Below are 22,800 nucleotides of genomic sequence, written 5' to 3'. Positions count from 1 at the left end.
ATGAGTCCTGCCCGGAAAAGAGGGATCCTGATCGGCGCCGCGCTGGCCGTCGTCGCCATCGTGGTGGCCGCGGTGGTGCTGCTGGCGAGGGAGGACACCGCGCCCGCGGCCACCGGCCCAGGGGAGTCCGGGGAGACCGCGCAGGAGAGCCCGGCGAAGGTCGCGACCCGGTTCCTGCGGCAGTTCGACGCCGGTGACCTGAACACGGCGCCGGTCGACGATCCGCCGGGAGCCTCGGTCGCGTTGGCCGAAGCGCGCGGGGCGCTGAAACCCGCCTCGGTCAAGACGACGCTCGGCGAGGTCCCGACGACGAACGGCGACGCGACCACCACGTCGGCCACCTTCCACGCCTCCTGGACCCTCGCCGCCAACAGCGTCTGGACCTACGAAGGCAAGCTGGAACTGGTCCGGAACGCCGGGAAATGGGTCGTCCACTGGGCGCCGTCGGTGATCCATCCGAAGCTCGAAGCCGGTCAGAAGCTGTCCGTCGCCCCTGTTTCGGCCAAGCCGGTCGTGGCCGACCGTGACGGCAAGGCGCTCGTCGGCGGGGATGCCGCCGGGGTCGCGCCGATGCTGCAGAGCGCGCTGAGCACGGTCGCGTCCGAGCAAGGCGGCTCCGGGAGTCCGGCCGGCGTCACGGTGTCGCGGCTCGACGCCTCGGGCAAACCGGTCGAGACACTTTTCGGGAAGGCCCAGGACACTGACAAACCGCTGGTCTCGACGTTGAGCGTGGCGAGCCAGAGCGCCGCGCAGAAGGCTGTCGACGGTTTCCAGGGACCGGCGATCATCGTCGCGATGAAGACCTCCGGAGATCTTCTGGCGGTCGCGCAGAACTCCGCGGCCGGGAGCCAGCCGAAGGCCCTCAGCGGCCTGTACGCGCCCGGTTCGGCCTTCAAGATCGCCACGGCGACGGCGGCGCTTCAGCAGGGTGGGGTCTCCGTCGACTCGCAGGTGGCTTGCCCGGGCAGCGAACAGATCGGCACCCGAACCCTCAAGAACGACAACGGGTTCGACCTGGGGACCGTCTCGTTGAAGACGGCGTTCGCCGCCTCGTGCAACACGACGTTCGGGCGGCTCGCGGGGCAACTGCCCAAGGACGGTCTCGCGAAGGCCGCGAACCAGTTCGGCCTCAACGCCGACTTCGAGATCCCTGGGCTGTCCACGGAGACCGGGAAGGTGGAGCCGTCGAGTAGCGGCGACGAACAGGTCGAGGCCGGCATCGGACAGGGGAAGGTGCAGGTCAGCCCGCTCGGAGCGGCGTTGATGGCGGCCACCGTCGCGGCCGGGAAACCGGTGGTGCCGAAGCTCTGGCAGGGGCTGGAAACCAAGGTCAACGCCGGTTACCAGGCTCCGCCCGCCGGTGTGCTGAACCAGGTCCGCGCGATGATGCGCGAGGTTTGCACGACAGGGACCGCGAAGGCGCTGAAGAGCAGCGGGAACGTCTTCGGCAAGACCGGGACGGCGCAGTTCGGTTCCGGCGTCGACGCCAACGGCTGGTTCGTCGGCTATCGCGGCGACGTCGCCTTCGCGGTCATGCTCGAAGGCTCCAACGACTCCAAACCCGCGGTGCAGCTGGCGGCGAAGTTCCTGGCCGGCTGATATTTCGGCGCCCGCCGAACCGTCCGCCTTCTACGGTGAACGCATGGAGACGATCGCCTTGGCCGAGGTCGCGGCCGTGCTCGCCGATCCGAGCCGCGCGTCCATGTGCCTGGCACTGCTCGACGGACGGGCCTGGACGGTGACCGAGCTGGCCGGAGCGGCCGAGATAGCCGCTTCGACGGCCAGCGAGCACGTGACGAAACTGGCCGAAGCCGGCTTCGTCGCGCGAGTCAAGCAGGGGCGGCACAGCTACGTCCGGATCGCCGACCCCCGGGTGGCGGAGCTGATCGAGCATCTGGCGCAGCACGCCGAACACCGTCCGGTGAAGGGGTTGCGCTCGTCGGTCCGGGTGAAGCGGCTCGAGTTCGCCCGGACCTGTTACGACCACCTCGCCGGGACGGTCGGGGTGGCGTTGCGGGACGGCATGCTCTCCGCCGGGCTGATCGACGAATCCGACGGCCTGACGCTGACCGGCCGGGGCCGGGAGGTGCTCGGCGCGCTCGGGGTGGAGATCGCCGACAGCCGCCGTCCGATGCTGCGCGACTGTCTGGATTGGACGGTCCGCCGTGATCATTTGGCGGGCCGGGTACCGGCGGCGTTACTGTCTCACGGAGTGAGTGCCGGCTGGTTGTCCCGTGAGGGCGATCGCGCGGTGAAAGTCCTGCCCGCGGCGGAAGAACCGTTCGCGGAACTCGGTGTCGACCTCGTGTCCCTGCGGAGTCCGTAAAGGACAGTCTGTAACACAGGCTATCCGGACGGTTTTCGACCGGTACACGATCGAGTGACGATCGCCGCCTCACTATTCTGGAGCCCTCACGGCGACCGGACGGGAGGCGACATGGAGCAGCTCCCGCTCATCCTGGGTACCGGTGGTGCGGTACTCCTCGTCGCCGTGATCGCCGTCCGCGTGTCGATCCGGGTCGGTCTTCCCTCGCTGCTGCTCTATCTGGGCATGGGCGTCCTGCTCGGCGAAGCCGGGCTCGGCATCCAGTACGACAACCCCGAACTCACCCAGTCGCTCGGCCTCGCCGCGCTGGTGATGATCCTGTCCGAAGGTGGCCTCACCACCCGATGGGCGGCCGTGAAGCCCTCACTGGGCATCGGAATCGCACTGTCCACAGTGGCCGTCGTGGTGAGCATCGCGGTCACCGGCGCCGCCCTGCACTGGTTGCTGGGCCTCGATTGGCGGATGGCGTTGCTGTGGGGCGCGGTGCTCGCGTCGACCGACGCCGCCGCGGTGTTCTCGGTGCTGAGATCGGCTGGTGTCGGGAAGCGGCTCGTCGGCGCGCTCGAAATCGAGTCGGGGATCAACGACGCCCCGGCCTACATCGCCGTCGTCGTGCTGGCCGAGGGGACGACCGTCGACTGGTCGCTGCCGCTGCTGGTGGTCTACGAGCTCGCCGCCGGACTGGTGATCGGCCTGGCGTTCGGCTGGATCGGCGCGCACGCGCTGCGGCGGGCCGCGCTCCCGGCGACCGGTCTCTATCCGCTGGCCACGGTCGCGGTCTGCGTCGTGGCGTACTCGAGCGGGCAGCTCGCGCACGCCTCCGGCCTGCTCGCCACCTACGTCGCGGGCCTGGTGCTGGGGAACTCGAAGCTGCCGCACCGGTCGGACACCCTCTCCTTCGCCGAAGGGCTCGGCTGGCTCGCGCAGATCGGGCTGTTCGTCCTGCTGGGCCTGTTCGCCTCGCCGAGCCGGATCTTCGAAAGCCTGGTCCAGGGCCTGGTCGCGGGCGCCGTCGTACTGCTGCTGGCCCGCCCGCTGTCGGTGGTGCTCTCCGCGCTGCCGTTCAAGATCCCGTGGCGGGATCAGGTGTTCTTGTCCTGGGCGGGGCTACGGGGGGCCGTGCCGATCGTGCTCGCGCTGATCCCGCTTTCGTCCGGGGTGCCGGGGGCGCAAGAGCTGGTCGACGCGGTGTTCGTGCTGGTCATCGTGCTGACCCTGCTCCAGGGGGCGACGCTGACGCCGCTCGCGAAGGTCCTCGGGCTGGCGCAGGGCTCGGAACCGCACGAGATCGATGTCGACTCCGCCCCGCTCGACGAGATGGGCGCGGAACTCCTGCAGGTCCGCATCAACACCGGGTCCAAGATGCACGGCGTCTACCTGGCGGAGCTGCGGCTGCCGATCGGGGCGACGATCAGCCTCCTCGTGCGTGACGGCACCGGCTTCACGCCGAACAAGAACACCCGCCTCCAGGAACGCGACCAGTTACTCGTCGTGACCACCTCCGAGGCGCGCGACGTGGCCGAACGACGCCTGCGGGCCGTCGACCGGGCCGGTCGCCTCGCCAGGTGGAAGGGCGAATCCGGCCAGTAGGTCACGAACCTGCACCAGCTGTTCGTCGGTTGATCTCAGAATTTTCTTCCCATTTGTACTCCTTTTGGATTACTTTCCCCGCAATCGACTCCATCGAATGGGTGAGCGTGACGGGTTAAGGAGTACGTAGGGTGACGAAGCTTCAGGCAAGGTTCGCCGTTCTGGGGGCCGCGGCCGTTCTCGTCGGAGTGGTTCTCTCGGCGCCGGTGGCGTCCGCCGCCGGTGAATTCCCGGCTTTCGGGCTGCCGTTCGATACCGGCCAGTCGATCTATTCGGCGGGTATCCACTCGGACAACGGGACCTCCGGCGTGAAGAACGCCATCGACTTCAGCCCGGCGGACAAGACCGTCCGCGCCCCGCTGCCGGGCACCGTCCGGATCCAGCACTGCGACGGCGGCGACTGGGTGACCATCGACCACGCCGGCGGATGGCGGACCGGGTATTACCACATGGAGGGCATTTCGGTCACCGAAGGCCAGCAGGTCGTCCCGGGTGACGCCCTCGGCCGGACCGGCAACGCGTTGCCGTGCGGTGGCAGCAGCACCGGCGCCCACGTGCACTTCACGCTGTGGACCCTGCCGACGGCCGCGGCGCAGGGCGACTCGCGTGACTTCGGGGTCGGCGCCGGCAACTGGAACGGCCTCTCCTACGACGAGGTCTCGACCAAGGTCGCCGACGCCTACGGCGAAGCGGTGAACGGCAAGACCTTCGGCGGCTGGCAGTTCACCGAAGGCGCCGATCAGTACTCGGGGACCGCGACCGAGGTCTCCTCGCGTTCGACGATCCCGCTGCCGGGCCGATTCCGCGTCTGACCTCCCGCGTTTCGTCCTCTACTTGCGGTAGTTGCACGCACAAATACCGCATGTAGAGGGCGAAATGCGGGTTCTTCTCGCTTGCGGAGTACGTGAGCGGCGTCTCAACATGCGGGCAAGGGGTGGCTCGATCGCCCGGACATCCGCTAACTTCGTTCGTAGGTCACGAGTGTCAGCGTCAAGCCCCGGCTAGCTGACCGGCAACCCTCCTTCCGCGGTGGGGTGCCCCGGGTGAGGACCTGGCTCGTCGCGCGGTGCGACGGGCAAGCGCGGGATCCTCGGCGGGTCCCCTGGCCCGGAGGATGATCATGACTCTTGCTCTCGAACGCACCAGCGCCGTTGTCGCGAAGACCGCCGTTGTCGCGGAAACCGTTGCCACGCAGGAGATCCCGACCGTCGCGTGTGCCGATCTGCGGGTCCCGCTCGTCACCGGTGGCGACATCGCCTACGCCAACCTCGACCACGCGGCGAGCGCTCCCTGTCTGGACAAGGTGCGGGACGCGGTCGACGAATTCCTGCCCTGGTACGCCAGCGTGCACCGCGGCGCCGGGTTCGCCTCGCAGGTCTCCACCAAGCTTTACGAGCGCACGCGGGGAATCCTGCGGGACTTCGTCGACGCGCGATCGACCGACACCGTCGTGTTCACCCGCAACACCACCGACTCCTTCAACCTCCTCGCGCGCAGCCTGCCGAAGCACACGTCGGTCGTCGTGTTCGACACCGACCACCACGCCGCGCTGCTGCCGTGGAAGGGGCCGAACGTGCGCCGGATCCAGACGCCGCGCACGCGTCTCGCGGCAGTGTCCGCTGTGGACGAAGCGCTCGCGGACTGCCCGCAGGGACCGCGGCTGGTCGTCATCACCGGCGCCTCGAACGTGACCGGGGAACTGTTGCCGGTCAAGGAGATCGCCGCCGTCGCGCGTCGGCACGGCGCCCGGATCGCGCTCGACGCCGCGCAGCTGGCCCCGCACCGCAAGATCTCCGTGCGCAAGCTGGACGTCGACTACATCGCACTCTCCGGTCACAAGCTGTACGCGCCTTTCGGGGCCGGCGCGCTGATCGGCCGCGCCGACTGGTTGCGCGCCGCCCAGCCGTACCTCGCCGGCGGTGGTGCCACGAAGCTCGTCACCCGTGACTCCGAAGACCTCGGCGTCGTCTGGAACGCTGGAGCCGAGAGGCACGAAGCCGGTTCTCCCAACACCGTCGGCGTCTACGCCCTCGGCGTCGCCTGCGAGACGCTGGCCGCGAACTGGGACGGGATCGTCGCCCACGAGGACGAACTGCTGGTGCGACTGCGGCGCGGTCTCGCCGGGATCCCCGGGTTCGCCGAACTGCGGCTGTTCGACGCACCGGTCGACCGGGTCGGCACGCTGAGCTTCATCGTCGACGGCTTCGAGCCCGGCTGGCTCGCCGCGGTCCTTTCCGCTGAATACGGCATCGGCGTGCGGGATGGCGCGTTCTGCGCGCACGTCGCGACCAAACGGCTGATCGCCGCCGCCGGTTCGGAGGGGCAGCAGGCCGTCCGCGTCAGTCTCGGTCTCGGCAGCACCGCCGAGCACGTGGACCGGTTGGTGCTGGCGCTGCGCCAGATCGTCGCCCGCGGCGCGCGCTGGCAGTACGAGAAGCCGGAGGGCCGCTGGGTGCCGGAGCACGATCCGCGGGAGCTTCCCCCGTTCTGCGCCTGACCCACTACCCTCACCCCGCATGGGGAACGAGCGACCGCGTTACTGGTTTCCGCTGGCGCTGCTGGGCTTCGCGCAGCTGGTGGTAGTGGCGTTTTCTTTCGTGGGCGGGCGATCCGGGGGATGGTTCGCGTACACGCCGTACGAGGACGCCGGCCGTTACGCGACGCTCCAGGGTGTCGGCATGAGCAGGGCCTACAGCACCTCACTGGACGTCACTTTCTCCGGCGTGGGCAGGAACGACGGCTGGCTCTTCGCCGTACTCGCGGTCTACCTCTGCACCGTGGTCTTCTACGCCGTCCACGCTTGGCGGGTGGGCAGCGGGACGAAGTGGTGGAAGGTGCTCGCGATCGCCCTCGGCGGCCTGGTCGCGATCGCGCTGGCCGACCTGGTCGGCTACTGGGAATTCGACATGGACGGCGACGCGCGGTCGGCGGTCCTGCTGACCCTTGGCCTGGTCCTGCTCGCGTGGCTGGACCGCAGCGTGCTGGTGCTGGTGGTGGCCGCGGCCTACGTGCTCTGCGCGGTCGTGCTGACGCAAGGGGCACTCGCGCTGGTGCTGTCGTCGCTGGTCGCGCTCGCCGGGGCGTTCGCGGCGCTGCTGAGCAGGCCGAAGACGGCCGCCGAGGGGACCTGAACACGCTCCGTGGACAATGGGGGAGTGAGTACAGAGCCCGAGACCGCGCCCCCCGCGCCGTCGCTGCCGAAGAAGCGTGTCGGCGTGGTGTTCGTCGTCGCCGCGGTGCTGTGGGGGATCGACATCCTCACCAAGCAGATCGCCGTGTCCACGCTGGCGGGCAAGGAGCCGGTCGAGTTCCTCGGCGGGTTCGTGTACTTCCAGCTCGTGCGCAACCCCGGTGCCGCCTTCTCGATGGCGACCGGGCTGACCTGGGTGCTCGCGCTGGTCGCGGCCGCGGTCGTGGTCGCCATCATCTGGCTTTCCCGGCGGCTGCGCTCGGTCGGCTGGGCGATCGGCCTCGGCCTCGTGCTGGCCGGCGCGCTGGGCAACCTGACCGACAGGCTCTTCCGCGCGCCGGGCCCGCTGCAGGGCCACGTCGTCGACATGATCTCCGCCTTCGCCCCCAACGGCAAGGGCTGGGCGATCTTCAACGTGGCCGACGCCGCGATCTGCGTCGGTGGCGTACTCATCGTGATTCTTTCCTTGCTGGGCAAGGACTACGACGGAACGTCTATAAAGGACAAGAAGAAGGCGGCAAGCGAATGAGCGCGCGGATGTTGCCCGTTCCCGACGGGCTCGACGGCATGCGCGTCGACGCGGGACTGGCGAAACTACTGGGACTTTCCCGCACCGTGGTGGCGGAACTGGCCGAATCCGGCGAGGTCCTGCTCGACGGCAGGCCCGCCGGGAAGTCCGACAGGCTCGCCGCCGGCGGACTGCTCGAAGTGACGCTGCCCGACCCGGCCTCGCCCATCGAGGTCGTCGCGGAACCCGTCGAAGGCATGCGGATCCTGCACGACGACGACGACATCGTGGTGATTTCGAAGCCGGTCGGCGTCGCCGTGCACCCGAGCCCCGGCTGGAACGGGCCGACCGTGGTGGCCGGTCTCGCCGCGGCCGGGCTGCGGATCGCCACTTCCGGTGCCGCGGAGCGCCAGGGCGTCGTGCACCGGCTCGACGCGGGGACCACCGGCGTGATGGTCGTGGCCAAGAGCGAGCACGCGTACACCGTGCTGAAGCGTGCGTTCAAGGAGCGCACCGTCGACAAGGGTTACCACGCCATCGTGCAGGGCCATCCGGATCCGACGCGTGGCACCATCGACGCGCCGATCGACCGGCACCCCCGGCACGACTACAAGTTCGCCGTCGTCCAGGGCGGGCGGCCGAGTGTCACGCACTACGAGGTCGTCGAGGCCTTCCGTGCCGCGTCGCTGGCCCAGATCAAACTGGAGACCGGTCGCACCCATCAGATCCGCGTGCACTTCTCGGCGCTGAAGCACCCGTGCGTCGGCGACCTGACCTACGGCGCGGACCCGGTGCTGGCGCGCAAACTCGGACTGTCCCGGCAGTGGCTGCACGCGAAGACCCTCGGGTTCGCGCATCCGGCCGACGGCCGCTGGGTCGAGTTCGAATCCGAGTACCCGGACGACCTCGCCAACGCGCTGCGCATCCTCCAGGACGAGAACTAGGCCCCGGCGGCGCGGCGGGGGGTGTTGCGAAAGCCACTTTCGCAACCTTCAACGTTGCGAAAGTGGCTTTCGCAACGCTCTGCGGGACGTGATTCGCGCATCCGGTCGCCGCACCTGGGTGACCCGTTCGGTACCGGCGGCGGCTAGTCGTCGATCGACCAGGTCAGCGTGCGCTCGTCCGGTTCCGGGCGGGGCGACCACCGTACGGCGACCACCCGGGTGGCGTCCGGCAGGACGTAGACGGTGTGACCGCCCAGGGTCTCCCCGGGCCGGACGCCGATCTTGTGCGGCGGCCGCGAGGTGAGCGAGACGGGTGCCTTGGTGATCGGCTTGCCGTCCGCGCTGAGCAGTTCGAGGTAGTTGTCCGGCAGCGAGACGAACGGGATGTTCCCGCGGTTGGTGATCTCGGTGTGCACCACGACCGACCGCTCGCCGGCCTCCAGTGAGTAGCCCGCCGCGCTGAACAGGTAGTCCGCCGGGTCCTGGACTTCGAGCAACTGGACGGTCAGTTGCTCGCCCTCCAGTCCCTGGGTCTCCATGACGTCGCCGGTCTTGCCCTTCTTGCCCTCCGGCACCTGCTGCGGCGTGACCTGCTGCTCGTCGCCGCGGGCCCAGGACGCCGTCTGCGGGACGCCCCAGGTGCTCATCACCGGGTCGGCGGGCGCCATCGGCGGTGCGAACTGCTGCTGCGGCGGCGCCGGGGGGCGCTGCTGGGGTTGCTGCGGTGGGGGCGGGGCCATCGGCTGGCGGACCGGGGCCGACGGCGGTCCGGGGTAGCGGCCTGATGGCGTCCCGTGGACGTTGTACGGCCCCGAAGGAGTGCCTTGCACGTTGTACGGCCCGGACGGCGTGCCCTGGACGTTGTACGGCCCGGACCCCTGGCCCGGCGGACGTTGCGGCGGCTGTTGCTGCTGGGGCGGCTGCGGTTGCTGAGGCTGCTGTGCCCAGGACGGAGGCGAGCTCGCGATGGCGGCGCGTAGTCCGTTCGGGTCGCTCTCCACGCCCACGAGCAGGGGTAGTCCACTTCCCGACAGTGCGACCAGGCGGTAGGCGACCTCGCGCGGATCCATGCCGACCTTGGCCGCGAGCTCGTGCACGGCCGCCTTGCCCATGTCCGCGAGGGCGGCGAGCAGGCGGGTATCCACGGGATCGGTCACGGCCACGTCCGGGAACGCTACCGCCTCGCCCCCGTCGCCGTGCGAAGGCCGTCCGCGTGCCGCAAAACCCGGCTTCGGTAGGAGGGGATCTCCATTAGGGTCGGGGTTACCGCGAGTCCACCTATCTCCTGGGGAAGAACATGAGCGAAGTCTCCACCCTCGCCGACGAGTTCGTCGAAGCCCTCTTCGACGCCGAGCCGGTCATGCCCGCCTTGCAGGGCTTCCGTCCGGAATCGACCGGGCTCACCGACCTCAGCGAGGCCGCGGGAGACGCCTTCCGGGCGAAGCTGGCCGGACTCGCCGAGCGGGCCGAGGCCATCGACGCCGCCGGGCTGGGCGCGGAGGAGAAGACCACCCGTGACGTCCTGATCGCGATGGCGCGGGCGAGGATCGCGCTGCTCGACTCGCGGTTCGTCGAGTTCACCATCAGCGACCTGTTCATCTCGCCCGCCGCCGAGGTGCTGACCGTGCTGCCGATGCTGTCCGTCGGGGCGGGCACACAGGCGGAGGCGCACCTCGGGCGGATCGCGGCGGTCCCGGAGTACCTGCGCCAGGCCGCGCAGCGGCACCGCGACGGCGTGGCCCGTGGGCTGGTCCCGGTGGCATACCTCGTCGATGCCGCCGTGGCGCATCTCGACCGGTACCTCGCCGACCCGTCCGCCGACCCGCTGCTGCGCCAGCCCGCGCCCGACGAGGACTTCGAGACCCGTCGCGCCGAACTGCTGCGCGACGTCGTCCGCCCCGCGATCACGGAGTACCGCGAGGTGCTCGCCAAGGAGATCGCGCCGAACGGCCGTCCCGAGGACAAGCCCGGCGTCTGCTGGCTGCCCGACGGCGAGCGCATCTACGCCCTGCTGGCCGAGATGCACACCACGACCGACCGCACCCCGCGCGAGCTGCACCAGACCGGTCTCGACGTGATCGCGAACCTCGCCGCCGAGTACCGCGAGTACGGTTCGAACGTCTTCGGCACCACCGACCTCGCCGAGATCTTCTCGAAGCTCCGCACCGACCCCGCGCTGCGCTGGTCGAGCGCCGACGAAATGCTCGATTCCGCCCGCGCGGCCATCACCAGGGCCGAAGCCGAGGCGCCGAACTGGTTCGGGCGGATCCCGCCGCAGCCTTGGACGGTCGAGCCGGTCCCGGCGGAATCCGCGCCCGGCGCGCCCGCCGCCTACTACATGTGGCCCGCGATCGACGGCTCCCGGCCGGGGATCTACTTCGCCAACACCCACAAGGCGGAGGAACGGTTCCGGCACGCGGCCGAAGCGACGGCGTTCCACGAGGCCATCCCGGGCCACCACTTCCAGCTGAGCCTCGCGCAGGGCCTCACCGAACTCCCGGTGCTGCGCCGTATCGGCGACTTCACCGCGTACGCCGAAGGCTGGGGTCTCTACACCGAGCGCCTCGCCGACGAGATGGAGCTCTACTCCGACGACGTCGCGAAACTCGGCATGCTGACGATGGATTCGATGCGCGCCGGACGCCTGGTCGTCGACACCGGTCTGCACGCGCTGGGCTGGAGCCGCCGTCAGGCCATCGATTTCCTCACCGAGAACACGCCGATGGCGCTGGTCGAGATCGAGTCCGAAGTGGACCGTTACATCGCCTTCCCCGGCCAGGCGCTGTCGTACATGGTGGGGCGGCTGGAGATCCAGCGCATCCGCGAGGAGGCCGAGCTGACGCTGGGGAGCCGGTTCGACATCAAGGCCTTCCACGACGTCGTGCTCGGCGGGGGATCGCTGCCGCTTTCGGTGCTCGACGGTGTCGTCCGCGACTGGGTCGCCGGCCACGGTGACACCCCGAACAGCCTCGCCGAGGAGCTGATGGCGCTCAAGTTCGAGGAGTACCCGCTGTGGCGTTCGCTGCTCGGGCTCCCCGGTGACCACGGCGCGCTGCCCGACCCGAGCGCGGCGGCCGCGGCGGCCCAGCGCGCGTCGGCTGCCGCCATCGCGGATCGGGCCGAAGCCCTTGGCGTGGAAGGACTTTCCACGGTCGAGGCGGTCACCCGCGAGGTCGTGATCCAGCAGGCGAAGGCGATGATCGACGTCGCCGACTCCCGTTCCGCCGACATCTCGGTCAGCGACGGGCTGGCCTCGCCCGCGTTGTCCGTCCTCAACGAACTCGCGATGCTGGCGCTGACCGACGAGGAAAGGGTCCGGGGTTACCTCGAACGCCTGGAGGGAATCGGGTCCTATTTGGACGCCTTGATCGTGCGCCAGCGCGCGGCGGCGGCCGAAGGACTGGTGCCGCCCGGCTTCCTCGTCGAGAGCGGTGTCGCTTACGTGGAGCGGTATCTCGGTGACGAGGCGGGCGACCCGCTGGCGCTCACCGCGTCCGTTTCCGTGGAGGGCTATGAAACCGAGCGCGACCGGCTGCTCGCCGAGGTGGTCCGGCCCGCGTACCGGCGGTACCGCGACTTCCTCGCCACCGAACTGCGTCCGCTGGGGAAGCCCGAGGAGGAGCCGGGTCTGTGCGCCCTTCCCGGCGGGCAGGAGAAGTACGCCGCGCTGATCCGGGCGCACACCTCCACCGAACGCACCGCGCAGGATCTGCACGACACCGGGCTCGACATGATCGCGAAACTGGCCGACCAGTATCGCGAGCTGGGTGAGAAGATCTTCGACACCGGGGATCTCGGCGAGATCTTCGAGCGGCTCCGCACCGACCCGGCCCTGCGCTGGCGCGACGGCGACGAGCTGCTGGACGCCGCGCGTGACGCCATCACCCGCGCCGAAGCCGTCGCCCCACAGTGGTTCTCGACCATTCCCGAGGAAAAGTGCCAGGTGGAGCCGGTGCCGCCCGCGGAGGCGCCGGGCGGCACGCTCGCGTACTACCTGGAGGCCGCGCTCGACGGCTCCCGTCCGGGCACGTACTACGCGAACACCTACGAGGCGGATCAGCGCCCCAAGCACACCAGCGAGGCGATCGCGTTCCACGAAGCCGTTCCGGGGCACCATTTCCAGATCTGCATCGCGCACCACCTCAAGGGGCTGCCGATGCTGCGGAGCCATGCCGACGTCAACGCCTACGTCGAAGGCTGGGGCCTCTATTCGGAGCGCCTCGCCGACGAAATGGGGCTGTACTCCAGCGAGCTGACCCGTTTCGGCATGCTCACGCAGGACTCGATGCGGGCCGGCCGCCTGGTCGTCGACACCGGGATGCACGCGTTCGGCTGGAGCCGTCAGCGGGCGGTGGACTACCTGGTCGAGAACACGCCGATGGCGCGTGTGGAGATCGAGGCCGAGATCGACCGGTACGCCGCGTACCCGGGGCAGGCGCTGTCGTACATGGTGGGACGGCTGGAGATCGAGCGGATCCGGGCCGAGGCCGAGGCCGCGCTCGGCGACCGCTTCGACATCAAGGGCTTCCACGAGGTCGTGCTCGGCAACGGGATCCTGCCGCTGCGGGTGCTGGACAACGTCGTCAAGGAATGGGTGTCCGCACACAAATAGCGGTATCTCGGGATCCGAGACCGTAAATACCCTCGCCCGATGGTGACTACAGCGCAGGCGAAGGCGAAGTACGACCAGCTGGTGGACCGTTACGAGGACATCTTCTTCTACGTCGCCGACGTGGGGAAGGATCTCGTCGCCTTCGCGAACCCGGCCCCTGGCGTCCGAGTACTGGACGTCGGGGCCGGGCGCGGGGCGGTCGCGCGGGCGGCGCTCGCCAAGGGCTGTGCGGTCACCGCCATCGACGCGTCACCGCTGATGATGCGACGGCTGGCCGAGGAACATCCCGAGATCGCGGCGAGCGAAGGGGATCTCTACCGGACGGGTTTCGCGGACGGGTCCTTCGACCTGGTCACCGCCGGTTTCGTCATGCAGGTCCTCGACGACCCGCTCGCCGCGCTCACCGAGTTCCGGCGGGTGCTGGTACGGGGTGGACAGGTCGCGTTGTCCCTCGAACGCCAGTCCGTCGGACGGCTGGCGTGGTTCCAGGACCTGAGTCTGGAGTTCTTCGCTCCCGAGGGATCTTCCGCGCCGTCGTCCGAGCAGGCCGGCCCGATGACGCACGACCAGCTCGACGCGCTGCTCGTCGAGGCCGGATTCGAGGACCTCGTGCGGGAATCCGTCGAGATGCCGACGCCGTTGGCCGATCCGTCCGCCCTCTGGGAATGGCTGATGCCGCGAGGCCTGGCCGAGATGGTCCCGGCGCTGCCGCCGGAGCGGCGAGCGGAGTTCCACCGCAGATTCCTCGAAGACGCGCGGCGGATGCATGAAGACGGCGGCATCGTGCTCGAGTTCGCGGCGACGTTGCATCGGGCATACTATCGCTAAGCAACCGCTCAGTAACTTTCGAGGAGATGCGGATGAGGATCGGGACCGCGATCAACTACGCCGGTGGTTTCGCCGAGAGCGTGGCGGACATCGTCGAGCTGGAGAAGGCCGGCCTGGACATCGTCTTCGTCCCCGAGGCCTACTCCTTCGACGCGGTCAGTCAGCTCGGCTACGTCGCGGCGAAGACCGAACGGGTCCAGATCGCCTCCGGCATCTTCCAGATCTACACGAGGACGCCGACGCTGACCGCGATGACCGCGGCCGGGCTCGACTTCGTCTCCGACGGGCGGTTCACCCTCGGCATCGGCGCGTCCGGTCCGCAGGTCATCGAGGGTTTCCACGGCGTGAAGTACGACGCGCCGCTCGGCCGCACCCGCGAGATCATCGACATCTGCCGCCAGGTGTGGCGGCGCGAGAAGGTCGTCCACTCCGGCACGCACTACACGATCCCGCTGCCGCCGGAGCAGGGTACGGGCCTCGGCAAGCCGCTGAAGCTGATCAACCACCCGGTGCGTGAGCGGATCCCGATCCTGCTGGCCTCGATCGGCCCGAAGAACGTCGCGCTCACCGCCGAACTCGCCGAGGGCTGGGAGCCGATCTTCTTCCATCCGGAGAAGGCCGCCGAGGTCTGGGGCGCGTCGCTGGCCGAGGGCAAGGCGAAGCGCGACCCGTCGCTGGGCGAGCTGGACACCTTCGTCGGGACCGCGCTCGCGATCGGCGACGACGTCGACGGGCTGCTGGACCACCTTCGAGGCATGTTGGCGCTGTACATCGGCGGCATGGGCGCGCGCGGCAAGAATTTCTACAACAGTCTCGCGCAGCGGTACGGCTATGAAGCCGAAGCCAAGCTCATCCAGGACCTCTACCTCGACGGCAAGAAGGACGAGGCCGCGGCGGCGGTGCCGAAGGAGCTGATCCGGGCGATCTCACTGGTCGGCCCCGAGGGGTACATCAAGGAGCGGCTGGCCGCGTTCCGCGAGGCCGGGGCGACCACGTTGGTGGTCAACCCGCTGCTCCCGGGCCGTGAAGCACGCGTGGCGCAGGTGTCGAAGTTGCGCGAACTTCTCGGCTGAACCCGTTCGAAGTTTCGACTCTCGGAGAGAGGCGAACCTCTCACCTGGATCGATACGGTACCCTCGACCTGCGCCGACGTGGTCAAAAAGCGGCACTTCGGTGGAAAGAGAACGTAAAGCACGCCTGAACGGCCGGAAAATGGGCCATTATCAGGAGTGAAACGGAGTCCTCGGGGGAATACGTTCGCGACGAAGGTGAGGTGCCTCGCGTGCGCAAGCAGATCGAGGAGCCGTCCGCCGCGGTCCTGGACGTCGGATCGTTCAGTGCTCGGCTGGTGGTGCTGGCCAAGGGCGGCTCGCCGCTCGATCCCGTGCTGAGCCATCAGACGCGCCTTCGGCTGGACCGGGAACTCGATGACGACGGGAAGCTGACCCGGCGTGGCATCGACGCGGTCTCCTCCGCCGTCGAGGCGGGAATGACGACAGCGGCCAAGCACGGCGTCGAAGACGTGTATCCCCTCGCGACCTCTTCGATCCGCGACGCGGCCAACGTGAAGCAGGTCGTCTGCGACGTCGCGAAGGCCACCGGGGTCAAGCTGCAGTTCCTCAGCGGTCGTCGCGAAGCCGAGCTGGCGTACGTCGGGGCGCGCCGGTGGTACGGCGCTTCCGCGGGAGGGCTGCTCGTGCTCGACATCGGCGGCGGGACCGTCGAACTCGCCGCTGGGACCACCGAGGAGGCCGGGTTCGCGCATTCGCTGCCGCTCGGCGCCCGGTCGCTGACGCGGGACTGGTTCGCCACCGAATGCCCGTCGCCCAAGGTCGTGCGGGCCATGCGTGAACACGTCCTCGACGAAGTCCGTGACGCGATGCAGGACGTCCTGCCGGAGATCCGCGATCATCGCGCCGTCGGCTGTTCCAAGGTGCTGAGGCAACTTGCCCGGCTCGCCGGCGACAGGCCCTCCCGCACGCGGGAACTGCATCTCGACGACCTCCGCGCGTGGATCCCACGGCTGGCGAAGCTGCCGGCGAAGCGCCGCGCCGAACTGCCGGGCATCTCGCGGCAGCGTTCGCACCAGGCGCTCGCGGGCGCGATCGTCGCCGAGGCCCTGTTGACGCTTTCGGGTGGTCAGGTCGCCATCTGTCCCTGGTCCACCAGGGACGGTCTGCTGCTGAACATGCTCGACGGACTGGTCACGCTCGACGGCAAACCGGCGAAAGCCGCCTGAAATACCCGCTGAAATGTGGCGTTTCGCGCCGCGAGCGGGTACCCCGGAGTCATGAGGGAAAGCAAGAAGACCTTCGGGCAGGACGAGGACGAAGACCTCGACGATCTCCGCAAGACGCAGCCGAAGACCGACGTGCCGAGCGCGCCCAACCGTGACATCGGCCCGCACGGCACCGAGGAGGTCGACGGCGTGCCGGGCAGCGGTGAGGTGCCGATCGAGCCTCCGGACTGAGGCTCAGCCGTCCTTAGGCTGCCGCCGCACCGGAGCCCGGCCTTCGGGTTGCACCGGCGCCGGACCCGGATCGAGCGACGGGATCGGCAACCGCACCGGTTCCGCGGTGACGGTGAACGTCTCGCCGTGGTGCGCCAGTTCCAGCGGCTCCCCGGTGATCACGTGGTACGTCGCGCCTTCGCCGTCGATCTCGACCTGGAACCGGGTGCCGCGGAAGGTCAGCCGGAACGCGATCCGACGCAGTTGTGGCGGTAGCCGCGGCGCGAAGGTCAGCCGGCCGCCGTGGTCGCGCAAGCCACCGAAACCCGCGACGGTGCCTTGCCACGCACCGGCGAGTGACGCCAGGTGCAGGCCGTTGCGGACGTTGTTGTGCACGTCGTGGAGGTCGGTGAGCGCGGCTTCGGCGAGGTAGTCGTAGGCCAGTTCGAGATGCCCGACCTCGGCCGCCATCACGGCCTGCGTCCCCGCCGACAGCGAGGAGTCCCGCACCGTCCGGGCCTCGTAGTAGGCGAAGTTGCGCGCCTTTTCCTCCGGCGTGAACGAATCCCCGCAGAGATGCAGTGCGAGGACGAGGTCGGCCTGCTTGACCACCTGCTTGCGGTACAGGTCGAAGTACGGGTAGTTCAGCAGCAGCGGGTAGAAATCCGGCTCGGTCGCGTCGAAGTCCCACTCGTCGTGTTCGAGGAAGCCTTCGGACTGCGGGTGGACGCCGAGATCGTCGTCGTAGGGCACCAGCATCGCCTCGGACGCCTTGCGCCACGACGCGATCTCGTCCCCGGTGACGTCGAACGCCCGTGCCGTGTCCGCGTAGCGTTCGCAGATTTCGGCGGCGTAGAACAGGTTCCGCCGCGCCATCAGGTTCGTGTAGACGTTGTTGTCCGCCACGGCGGAGTACTCGTCGGGTCCGGTGACGCCGTCGATCCGGAACCGGCCGCGCCGGTCGAAATGTCCCAGCGACGCCCACATCCGGGCGGTTTCGAGCAGTAGTTCAGCGCCGCAGGTCCGCATGAACTCCTCGTCGCCGGTGGCGTTGAGATAGCGGACGACGGCGTCGGAGATGTCCGCGCTGACGTGGAACGCCGCCGTGCCGGCGGGCCAGTACGCCGAACATTCCGCGCCGTTGATGGACCGCCAGGGGAAGGCAGCACCGCGCAAGCCCAGTTGTGTCGCCCGCTCCCGTGCTTTGTCCAAAGTGGAGTGACGCCAGCGCAGGGCGTCACGGGCGGCGTCGGGAATGCTGTAGGTGAGCACGGGCAGGACGAAGGTCTCGGTGTCCCAGAACGCGTGCCCGTCGTAGCCGGGACCGGTCAATCCCTTGCCTGCCAACGCCCGCGTCTCACCGCGGGCACCCGCCTGCAGGAGGTGGAAGAGCGCGAACCGCACCGCCTGCTGCAGTTCCGGGTCGCCTTCGACCTCGATGTCCGACGTCTCCCAGAAGTCGTCGAGGAATTTCTTCTGCTCGGCGAGCAGTCCCTTCCAGCCGGTCTGCCGCGCGCCGGCCAGCGCGGCCTCGACCTGTGCGCGCACCGCGGGTACCGAGCGCTGCGCGGACCAGCCGTAGGCGAGGAACTTGGTGATCCGCAGCCGTCCGCCCTTGGGCACGTCGACGGCGACGGTGAGCCGTGCCATGTCCTCTTCGGCCTCGATATGCGTGCGGACCCCGTCGGTGACTTCGATCTTGTGGTCCATCGCGGCGGCCACCCGCAGCCCCGAGTTACGGGTCTGGTGCACCAGCACGGCGTGATATCCCTCGGAATGCCGGAACAGCGAGACGAGCGGGGATTCGAGCGCGGCGGCCACCCGGGGGTCACGGGTGTCGGATTCGACGGGCTCGTTGGCCAGCAGATCCGACTGCGCGACCAGTTGCAGATCCTCGTCGAGCGGTTCGACCTCGTACCGGATCGCGGCGACGGCCCGCTGGGTGAAGGAGACCAGGCGTTCGGTCCGGACCCGCACCCGGCGCCCGGTCGGTGAGGACCAGACGGTGTTCCGCGCCAGCGTGCCCTTGCGGAAGTCGAGGACACGGTCGTGCTCGGTCGCCTGGCCGTACCGCATGTCGAGCGGTTCGTCCTCGACCAGCAGCCGGATGATCTTGCCGTCGGTCACGTTGACGACGGTCTGTCCCTCTTCCGGGTAGCCGTAACCGGTTTCGGCGTAGGGAAGATCGTGCTGTTCGTAGAAACCGTTGAGGTAGGTGCCCGGCAGGCCGCGTGGTTCGGCCTCCTCCAGCGTGCCGCGCAGGCCGATATGCCCGTTGGACACGGCGAACGCCGATTCGGTGCGCTGCAGGGCGTCGACGTCCATGCCGCGCCAGCGCAGCTCCCAGGGCGCGACTTCGTAGCCGCGGAAGTGCGGGTCGGTCACTGCTCGTCCTCCAGGAGTTCGGCCAGGTCTTCCACCACGACGTTCGCGCCGTGCTCCAGCAGTTCGCCCGCCTGGTGCGCGCGGTTCACTCCGACCACGTAACCGAAACCGCCGTCCTTGCCCGCTTGTACCCCCGCGAGCGCGTCTTCGAACACGGCCGCGTTCTCCGGGGCGACACCGAAGGCCTCGGCTCCGGCGAGGAACGAATCAGGGGCGGGTTTGCCGCGCAGGCCCCGCTCGGCGAGCACGATCCCGTCGATCCGCGCTTCGACGAACTTGGTCAGGTCGGCGGCGTCGAGCACCTTCGCGCCATTGGCCGACGACGTCACGACGCCGATGCGCAGCCCGGCCTTCTTCGCCGCCTCCAGATACCGCACGGAACCCGGGTACGGGGTGACGCCCTCTTCGTCGATGATCTTCAGGACCAGCTGGTTCTTCCGGTTCCCGACGCCGTTGACGGTCGGGACGTCGATGCCGTCGTCGGGCTTGCCTTCGGGCAGCTCGATCCCGCGCGAGGTGAGGAAGGTGCGGACGCCGTCGGCCCTCGGCCTCCCGTCGACGTAAGCCGCGTAGTCGGTGTCCGTGAACGGAGAGAACGAGTCGCCGTCGCGGGCGCGCAGGAATTCGTCGAACGTGCGCTTCCACGCTTCGCGGTGCTGCGCCGCTGTCCCGGTCAGCACGCCGTCGAGGTCGAAGAGGCAGGCCGTGATGGTGTCCGGCAGACCGATCATGCCTCCGCACGCTACCCGCGCTCGCGGGTGCCCGCTCAGCTTTCGGGATGTGGCCGGACGTGGTGGATGAGTTCGTGCACGGTCGCGTCGGCGAGGCTGTAGCGGACGATCCGGCCGTCGCGGCGGGTCGTCACCAGGCCGTGCGCGCGCAGCAGCCGCAACGCCTGGGAGACGGCGGTGTCGGTCATCCCGGTGGCCGCGGCGAGATCGGTGACGCTGATCTCACGCGCGTAGTGGATGGAGACGAGCAGCGCGAGCCGCGACGGATCCGCGACGAGCGAGAACCGTTGCGCCCATTCGGTGATCGCCTCGCGATCGCCCATCCCGGCGACGGCGGCGTCCACGCGCTCCGGGTCGATCAGGCGCCGGTCCGGCTCGATGCTCACCCCCGCGATGTTAGGCGGCCCGGACCACGAGTGCGACGTGCCGCGCGGCCCGGTCCAGCGGATCGGGTGACCGGCGGACGCGGCTGACCAGGAGCGCGCCTTCGAGGTTGTTCATGATGGCCATCGCGAGGTCGTCGACGGCGTCGGTGTCGGCGGTGTTGTCGGTGTTGTTGACGTCATGGGCGGTGAGCAGTTCGACGAGCAACGCGTGCCAGGCGGCGAAGGCGTCCTGACACGCCTTGGTGATCGCGGGGGAGGCGTGCGCCATCTCCAGCGTGATCGTGGCGAGCGGGCAGCCGCCGCGGTAGTCGTCGGCGGCCAGCGCCTCACCCGCCTTCCGGTACCACCAGCTCACGGCGTCCTCGACGGTCTCGTTGCGCTCGAAAGCACGTCGGACCGTCTTCGCCACGACGGTCGTGCCGAGTTCGATCGCGGCCACCGCCAGCTGTTCCTTGCCGCCGGGGAAGTGGTGGTACGCCGAGCCCCACGGCGTCCCGGCCTTTTCGACCAGCCGCCGCCACGACGTCGCCTGGTAGCCCTCGCGGCGGAAGAGCGTCATCGCGGTCGAGATCATCCGCTCGCGGGTGGTGGTTTCGGACACGTCGCCAGCATATCCCTTGACTAGGACGGTCGTCATAGTCAAGCCTAGGACGATCGTCTTAGCAGGAGGCAGGTATGACCGTCGACGTCACCGGGCAGACCAGGCAGAAGACCGTGACCTGGCAGGATCCGCTGCCCACCGCCCGGCTCGGCCGCGAGCTGTCGGGGCTGGAGTATCTGAGCAAGATCGCCGACGGCAGCATCCCGCCGCCCCCGATCTCGGCGCATTTCGGGATGCGCTGGGTGAGCGTGGCCGTCGGTGACGTCGTACTCGCGGCGACGCCGGACGAGTCGCTGTACAACCCGATCGGGACCGTGCACGGCGGCGTCGCGGCGACCCTGCTGGACTCGGCCGTGGCGTGCGCCGTGCACTCGACGCTGCCCGCCGGCGTCGGGTACACGTCTGTCGAGCTGAAGGTGAACTACCTGCGCGCGATTTCCGGCTCGGTGGGGGAGATCCGCGCGCACGGCTGGGTCGTGAAGGCCGGTTCGCGCGTCGCGTTCGCCGAGGGCGACATCCGCGACGCGCAAGGCAAGGTGCTCGCGACCGCGTCGAGCACCTGCCTCGTCATCCAGCCCTAGAAACCGGCTCTAGAACATCCCGTTCGGGACTTCGGCGGCGGGCGGTACCGGCTGCTTGACGTCCCAATGTTCCACGATGAGCCCGTTTTCGACCCGCACGATGTCGACGACGGCCGCGCCGCGTTCGTCTCCCGCCGGGACCACGTGCAGATGGACGGCGGCGTGGTCGTCGTCGGCGATCACGCGTTCGATGGAGACCTCCGCGCCGATCAGCGGTGAATTCCGCATCGCCTCGACGAAAGCGTCACGGCCGGACGGCAGACCCGGGCTGTGGGTACGGAAATCGGGGTGCACGTTCGCACTCGCGGCGACGAAGTCCTTGTGCACGAACATGTTCTCGAAACAGTCGAGGACGATCTGCTTGGTCGTTGTCATCCGGCCATCGTTCCGCGCGGTTCCACCGCCGTCGATTACCGCGAAGGTAATGCGCTCAGGCCGCGCCGACCTTCCGCTCGAACACCAGGCCCTCGGCCGCGCGCAGGCCGACACTGATCGCGCCGGTCAGCACACCGTCGTCGCCCAGTTCGCCCTGGACGACCGACGGGACCAGCGGGGTGAACGAGCGCAGCGCGCGGTCGATCGGGTCGAGCAGCAGATCCGCCGCGGTCCCGATGCCGCCGCCGAGCACGATCAGTTCGGGGTCGATCACCGCGGCCACCGACGCCACGGTGTAGGCGAGCCTGTCCGCCTCCGCTTCGACGGCGCGCAAGGCGAGTTCGTCGCCGTCGCGGGCGAGACGGAAGACCTCGCGGGCCGATTTGGCCGTGCCCAGGCCGAGTTCGCGGGCGCCGCGGACCACCGACTGGGCCGCTGTCGCCTCTTCGAGGTGGCCGCGGACCGGCGGGGTGTCCTCGCCGCCGCCCGCCGCGTGGGACTGGCCGTAGGGCAGGTAGCCGATCTCGCCCGCCGCGCCGGTCGCACCGCGGAAGACCTGGCCGTCGACCATCACGCCCATCCCGACGCCGGTGCCGATGGTGATGCAGCCGAAGACGGACGCGCCGCGCGCGGCACCACGTTCCCACTCGCCGACGGCGGTGAGGTTCGCGTCGTTCTCCACCATGAGGTCCGGGCCGAGGACGCCTTCGAGTTCGTCGAGCAGCCCCGCCTTGCCCCAGCCGGGCAGGTTCGGCGCGTGCCGGAAACAGCGTTTGGCGGGATCGGCGACACCGGGGGAGCCGAGGACGCGCACGACGATGTCGGCCTGGCTCAGTCCCGCCTCGCGGACGGTCGCCGCGGCGAGCGCGCCGACGGCGCTGACGAGCGCGGTGCCCGAACGTGAGGTGTTCCGCTCGTCACGACGGGCGACGACGGTGTGACCGAGGTCGGAGACGGCGACGCGAAGGTGCTCGCGGCCGATGTCGACTCCGAGGACGTAGCCGGCGGTGGGATCCGCTTCGTAGAGGACGGCGGACCGGCCGGTGCCGGTCGACGTATGCCCGGTCGCCCTGGCGAGACCGGCCGCTTCGAGGGCCAGCAACGCTTGGCTCACCGTGGGTTTCGAGAGACCGGTGTCCTTCGCGACTTGCGGTCGCGTCGCGGGGCCGCTGCGGCGCAGGAGGTCCAGCACGGCGCGCTGATTGATCTTCCGCATCCCGGCGGGTGTGCCGACGGGCGGACTTTCTGCGCCAACCACGAGCTTCGCCTCCTGTCGAACCAAGGTGTTCCCACC

At 69.4% G+C, this 22,800-nt stretch carries 21 protein-coding genes and 1 riboswitch; of the genes, 14 read left to right on the top strand and 7 right to left on the bottom strand.

The features are described from left to right. From H5J31_RS03810 to H5J31_RS03775, 8 genes are all read left to right on the top strand, one after another. The gene (locus H5J31_RS03810) at positions 1-1,599 is read left to right on the top strand and encodes a penicillin-binding transpeptidase domain-containing protein (RefSeq protein WP_181771016.1); all 1,599 of its coding nucleotides are present in this window, start codon (positions 1-3) and stop codon (positions 1,597-1,599) included. 43 nt (positions 1,600-1,642) lie between these two features. Beyond that, positions 1,643-2,326 (top strand): ArsR/SmtB family transcription factor, encoded by a 684-nt coding sequence (locus tag H5J31_RS03805; RefSeq protein WP_181771015.1) that lies wholly within the window; start codon positions 1,643-1,645, stop codon positions 2,324-2,326. 111 nt (positions 2,327-2,437) lie between these two features. Next, positions 2,438-3,916 (top strand): potassium/proton antiporter, encoded by a 1,479-nt coding sequence (locus H5J31_RS03800; RefSeq protein ID WP_181771014.1) that lies wholly within the window; start codon positions 2,438-2,440, stop codon positions 3,914-3,916. Between the two features lie 131 nt (positions 3,917-4,047). After that, on the top strand, positions 4,048-4,728 hold the full coding sequence (locus H5J31_RS03795; RefSeq protein WP_181771013.1) for a M23 family metallopeptidase: 681 nt from the start codon (positions 4,048-4,050) through the stop codon (positions 4,726-4,728). 161 nt (positions 4,729-4,889) lie between these two features. Further along, a riboswitch (SAM riboswitch) is annotated at positions 4,890-5,004 on the top strand. A 32-nt stretch (positions 5,005-5,036) separates the two neighbouring features. After that, positions 5,037-6,413, top strand: a complete 1,377-nt coding sequence (locus H5J31_RS03790) for an aminotransferase class V-fold PLP-dependent enzyme (protein ID WP_181771012.1) — start codon at positions 5,037-5,039, stop codon at positions 6,411-6,413. 19 nt (positions 6,414-6,432) lie between these two features. Then, complete coding sequence (locus H5J31_RS03785) at positions 6,433-7,047, top strand: hypothetical protein (protein WP_181771011.1); 615 nt, start codon at positions 6,433-6,435, stop codon at positions 7,045-7,047. Positions 7,048-7,071: 24 nt separating this feature from the next. Beyond that, on the top strand, positions 7,072-7,635 hold the full coding sequence (gene lspA, locus H5J31_RS03780) for a signal peptidase II (protein ID WP_181771010.1): 564 nt from the start codon (positions 7,072-7,074) through the stop codon (positions 7,633-7,635). Then, entirely contained in the window at positions 7,632-8,558 is a 927-nt protein-coding gene (locus H5J31_RS03775) for an RluA family pseudouridine synthase (protein ID WP_181771009.1), read from the top strand. The genes lspA and H5J31_RS03775 overlap by 4 nt, the downstream gene beginning before the upstream one ends. A 143-nt stretch (positions 8,559-8,701) precedes the next feature. On the opposite strand, the gene H5J31_RS03770 is transcribed toward H5J31_RS03775, so the two are convergent. Further along, entirely contained in the window at positions 8,702-9,721 is a 1,020-nt protein-coding gene (locus H5J31_RS03770) for an AsnC family protein (RefSeq protein ID WP_181771008.1), read from the bottom strand. 134 nt (positions 9,722-9,855) lie between these two features. Between H5J31_RS03770 and H5J31_RS03765 the strand changes: the two genes are divergently transcribed. From H5J31_RS03765 to H5J31_RS03745, 5 genes are all read left to right on the top strand, one after another. After that, positions 9,856-13,170 carry a DUF885 domain-containing protein gene (locus tag H5J31_RS03765; protein WP_181771007.1) on the top strand — a complete coding sequence of 1,105 codons (3,315 nt, stop codon included), beginning with the start codon at positions 9,856-9,858 and terminating at the stop codon, positions 13,168-13,170. 39 nt (positions 13,171-13,209) lie between these two features. Beyond that, positions 13,210-13,998 carry a class I SAM-dependent methyltransferase gene (locus H5J31_RS03760; protein WP_181771006.1) on the top strand — a complete coding sequence of 263 codons (789 nt, stop codon included), beginning with the start codon at positions 13,210-13,212 and terminating at the stop codon, positions 13,996-13,998. Positions 13,999-14,030: 32 nt separating this feature from the next. Then, entirely contained in the window at positions 14,031-15,071 is a 1,041-nt protein-coding gene (locus H5J31_RS03755) for an LLM class F420-dependent oxidoreductase (RefSeq protein WP_181771005.1), read from the top strand. Positions 15,072-15,280: 209 nt separating this feature from the next. Beyond that, positions 15,281-16,237, top strand: a complete 957-nt coding sequence (locus H5J31_RS03750) for a Ppx/GppA phosphatase family protein (RefSeq protein ID WP_181771004.1) — start codon at positions 15,281-15,283, stop codon at positions 16,235-16,237. A gap of 51 nt (positions 16,238-16,288) precedes the next feature. Next, the gene (locus tag H5J31_RS03745) at positions 16,289-16,468 is read left to right on the top strand and encodes a hypothetical protein (protein WP_181771003.1); all 180 of its coding nucleotides are present in this window, start codon (positions 16,289-16,291) and stop codon (positions 16,466-16,468) included. Positions 16,469-16,471: 3 nt separating this feature from the next. Here H5J31_RS03745 and H5J31_RS03740 read toward each other — a convergent pair whose 3' ends face one another. From H5J31_RS03740 to H5J31_RS03725, 4 genes are read right to left on the bottom strand one after another with little or no spacing between them, the layout of a single operon-like run. Then, entirely contained in the window at positions 16,472-18,772 is a 2,301-nt protein-coding gene (locus tag H5J31_RS03740; RefSeq protein ID WP_207897391.1) for a glycoside hydrolase family 65 protein, read from the bottom strand. 56 nt (positions 18,773-18,828) lie between these two features. Beyond that, positions 18,829-19,563 (bottom strand): HAD family hydrolase, encoded by a 735-nt coding sequence (locus H5J31_RS03735; protein ID WP_181771001.1) that lies wholly within the window; start codon positions 19,561-19,563, stop codon positions 18,829-18,831. 35 nt (positions 19,564-19,598) lie between these two features. Continuing rightward, complete coding sequence (locus H5J31_RS03730) at positions 19,599-19,943, bottom strand: ArsR/SmtB family transcription factor (protein WP_181771039.1); 345 nt, start codon at positions 19,941-19,943, stop codon at positions 19,599-19,601. 16 nt (positions 19,944-19,959) lie between these two features. Beyond that, positions 19,960-20,550 (bottom strand): TetR/AcrR family transcriptional regulator, encoded by a 591-nt coding sequence (locus tag H5J31_RS03725; RefSeq protein WP_328701367.1) that lies wholly within the window; start codon positions 20,548-20,550, stop codon positions 19,960-19,962. 74 nt (positions 20,551-20,624) lie between these two features. Here H5J31_RS03725 and H5J31_RS03720 point away from each other — a divergent pair, with 74 nt between their 5' ends. After that, positions 20,625-21,131 (top strand): PaaI family thioesterase, encoded by a 507-nt coding sequence (locus tag H5J31_RS03720; RefSeq protein WP_181770999.1) that lies wholly within the window; start codon positions 20,625-20,627, stop codon positions 21,129-21,131. 9 nt (positions 21,132-21,140) lie between these two features. Here the strand turns inward: H5J31_RS03720 and H5J31_RS03715 are convergent, their stop codons facing one another. Further along, positions 21,141-21,506, bottom strand: coding sequence for a nuclear transport factor 2 family protein (locus H5J31_RS03715; RefSeq protein ID WP_181770998.1), 366 nt, complete (start codon positions 21,504-21,506; stop codon positions 21,141-21,143). A 55-nt stretch (positions 21,507-21,561) separates the two neighbouring features. After that, entirely contained in the window at positions 21,562-22,764 is a 1,203-nt protein-coding gene (locus tag H5J31_RS03710) for an ROK family transcriptional regulator (protein WP_181770997.1), read from the bottom strand. Between the last annotated feature and the right edge of the window lie 36 nt (positions 22,765-22,800).

It is taken from the genome of Amycolatopsis pittospori (genome assembly GCF_013870525.1).
Classification (GTDB): Bacteria; Actinomycetota; Actinomycetes; order Mycobacteriales; family Pseudonocardiaceae; genus Amycolatopsis; species Amycolatopsis pittospori.
This window is presented reverse-complemented; position numbering and strand designations above follow the sequence as displayed.

Bases quoted from the DNA above. Each gene is read 5' to 3' on its own strand.
- H5J31_RS03810 (WP_181771016.1), top strand. From the start codon at position 1: ATGAGTCCTGCCCGGAAAAGAGGGATCCTGATCGGCGCCGCGCTGGCC.
- H5J31_RS03805 (WP_181771015.1), top strand. From the start codon at position 1,643: ATGGAGACGATCGCCTTGGCCGAGGTCGCGGCCGTGCTCGCCGATCCG.
- H5J31_RS03800 (WP_181771014.1), top strand. From the start codon at position 2,438: ATGGAGCAGCTCCCGCTCATCCTGGGTACCGGTGGTGCGGTACTCCTC.
- H5J31_RS03790 (WP_181771012.1), top strand. From the start codon at position 5,037: ATGACTCTTGCTCTCGAACGCACCAGCGCCGTTGTCGCGAAGACCGCC.
- H5J31_RS03785 (WP_181771011.1), top strand. From the start codon at position 6,433: ATGGGGAACGAGCGACCGCGTTACTGGTTTCCGCTGGCGCTGCTGGGC.
- H5J31_RS03775 (WP_181771009.1), top strand. From the start codon at position 7,632: ATGAGCGCGCGGATGTTGCCCGTTCCCGACGGGCTCGACGGCATGCGC.
- H5J31_RS03765 (WP_181771007.1), top strand. From the start codon at position 9,856: ATGAGCGAAGTCTCCACCCTCGCCGACGAGTTCGTCGAAGCCCTCTTC.
- H5J31_RS03760 (WP_181771006.1), top strand. From the start codon at position 13,210: ATGGTGACTACAGCGCAGGCGAAGGCGAAGTACGACCAGCTGGTGGAC.
- H5J31_RS03755 (WP_181771005.1), top strand. From the start codon at position 14,031: ATGAGGATCGGGACCGCGATCAACTACGCCGGTGGTTTCGCCGAGAGC.
- H5J31_RS03745 (WP_181771003.1), top strand. From the start codon at position 16,289: ATGAGGGAAAGCAAGAAGACCTTCGGGCAGGACGAGGACGAAGACCTC.
- H5J31_RS03740 (WP_207897391.1), bottom strand. From the start codon at position 18,772: ATGGACGTCGACGCCCTGCAGCGCACCGAATCGGCGTTCGCCGTGTCC.
- H5J31_RS03735 (WP_181771001.1), bottom strand. From the start codon at position 19,563: ATGATCGGTCTGCCGGACACCATCACGGCCTGCCTCTTCGACCTCGAC.
- H5J31_RS03720 (WP_181770999.1), top strand. From the start codon at position 20,625: ATGACCGTCGACGTCACCGGGCAGACCAGGCAGAAGACCGTGACCTGG.
- H5J31_RS03715 (WP_181770998.1), bottom strand. From the start codon at position 21,506: ATGACAACGACCAAGCAGATCGTCCTCGACTGTTTCGAGAACATGTTC.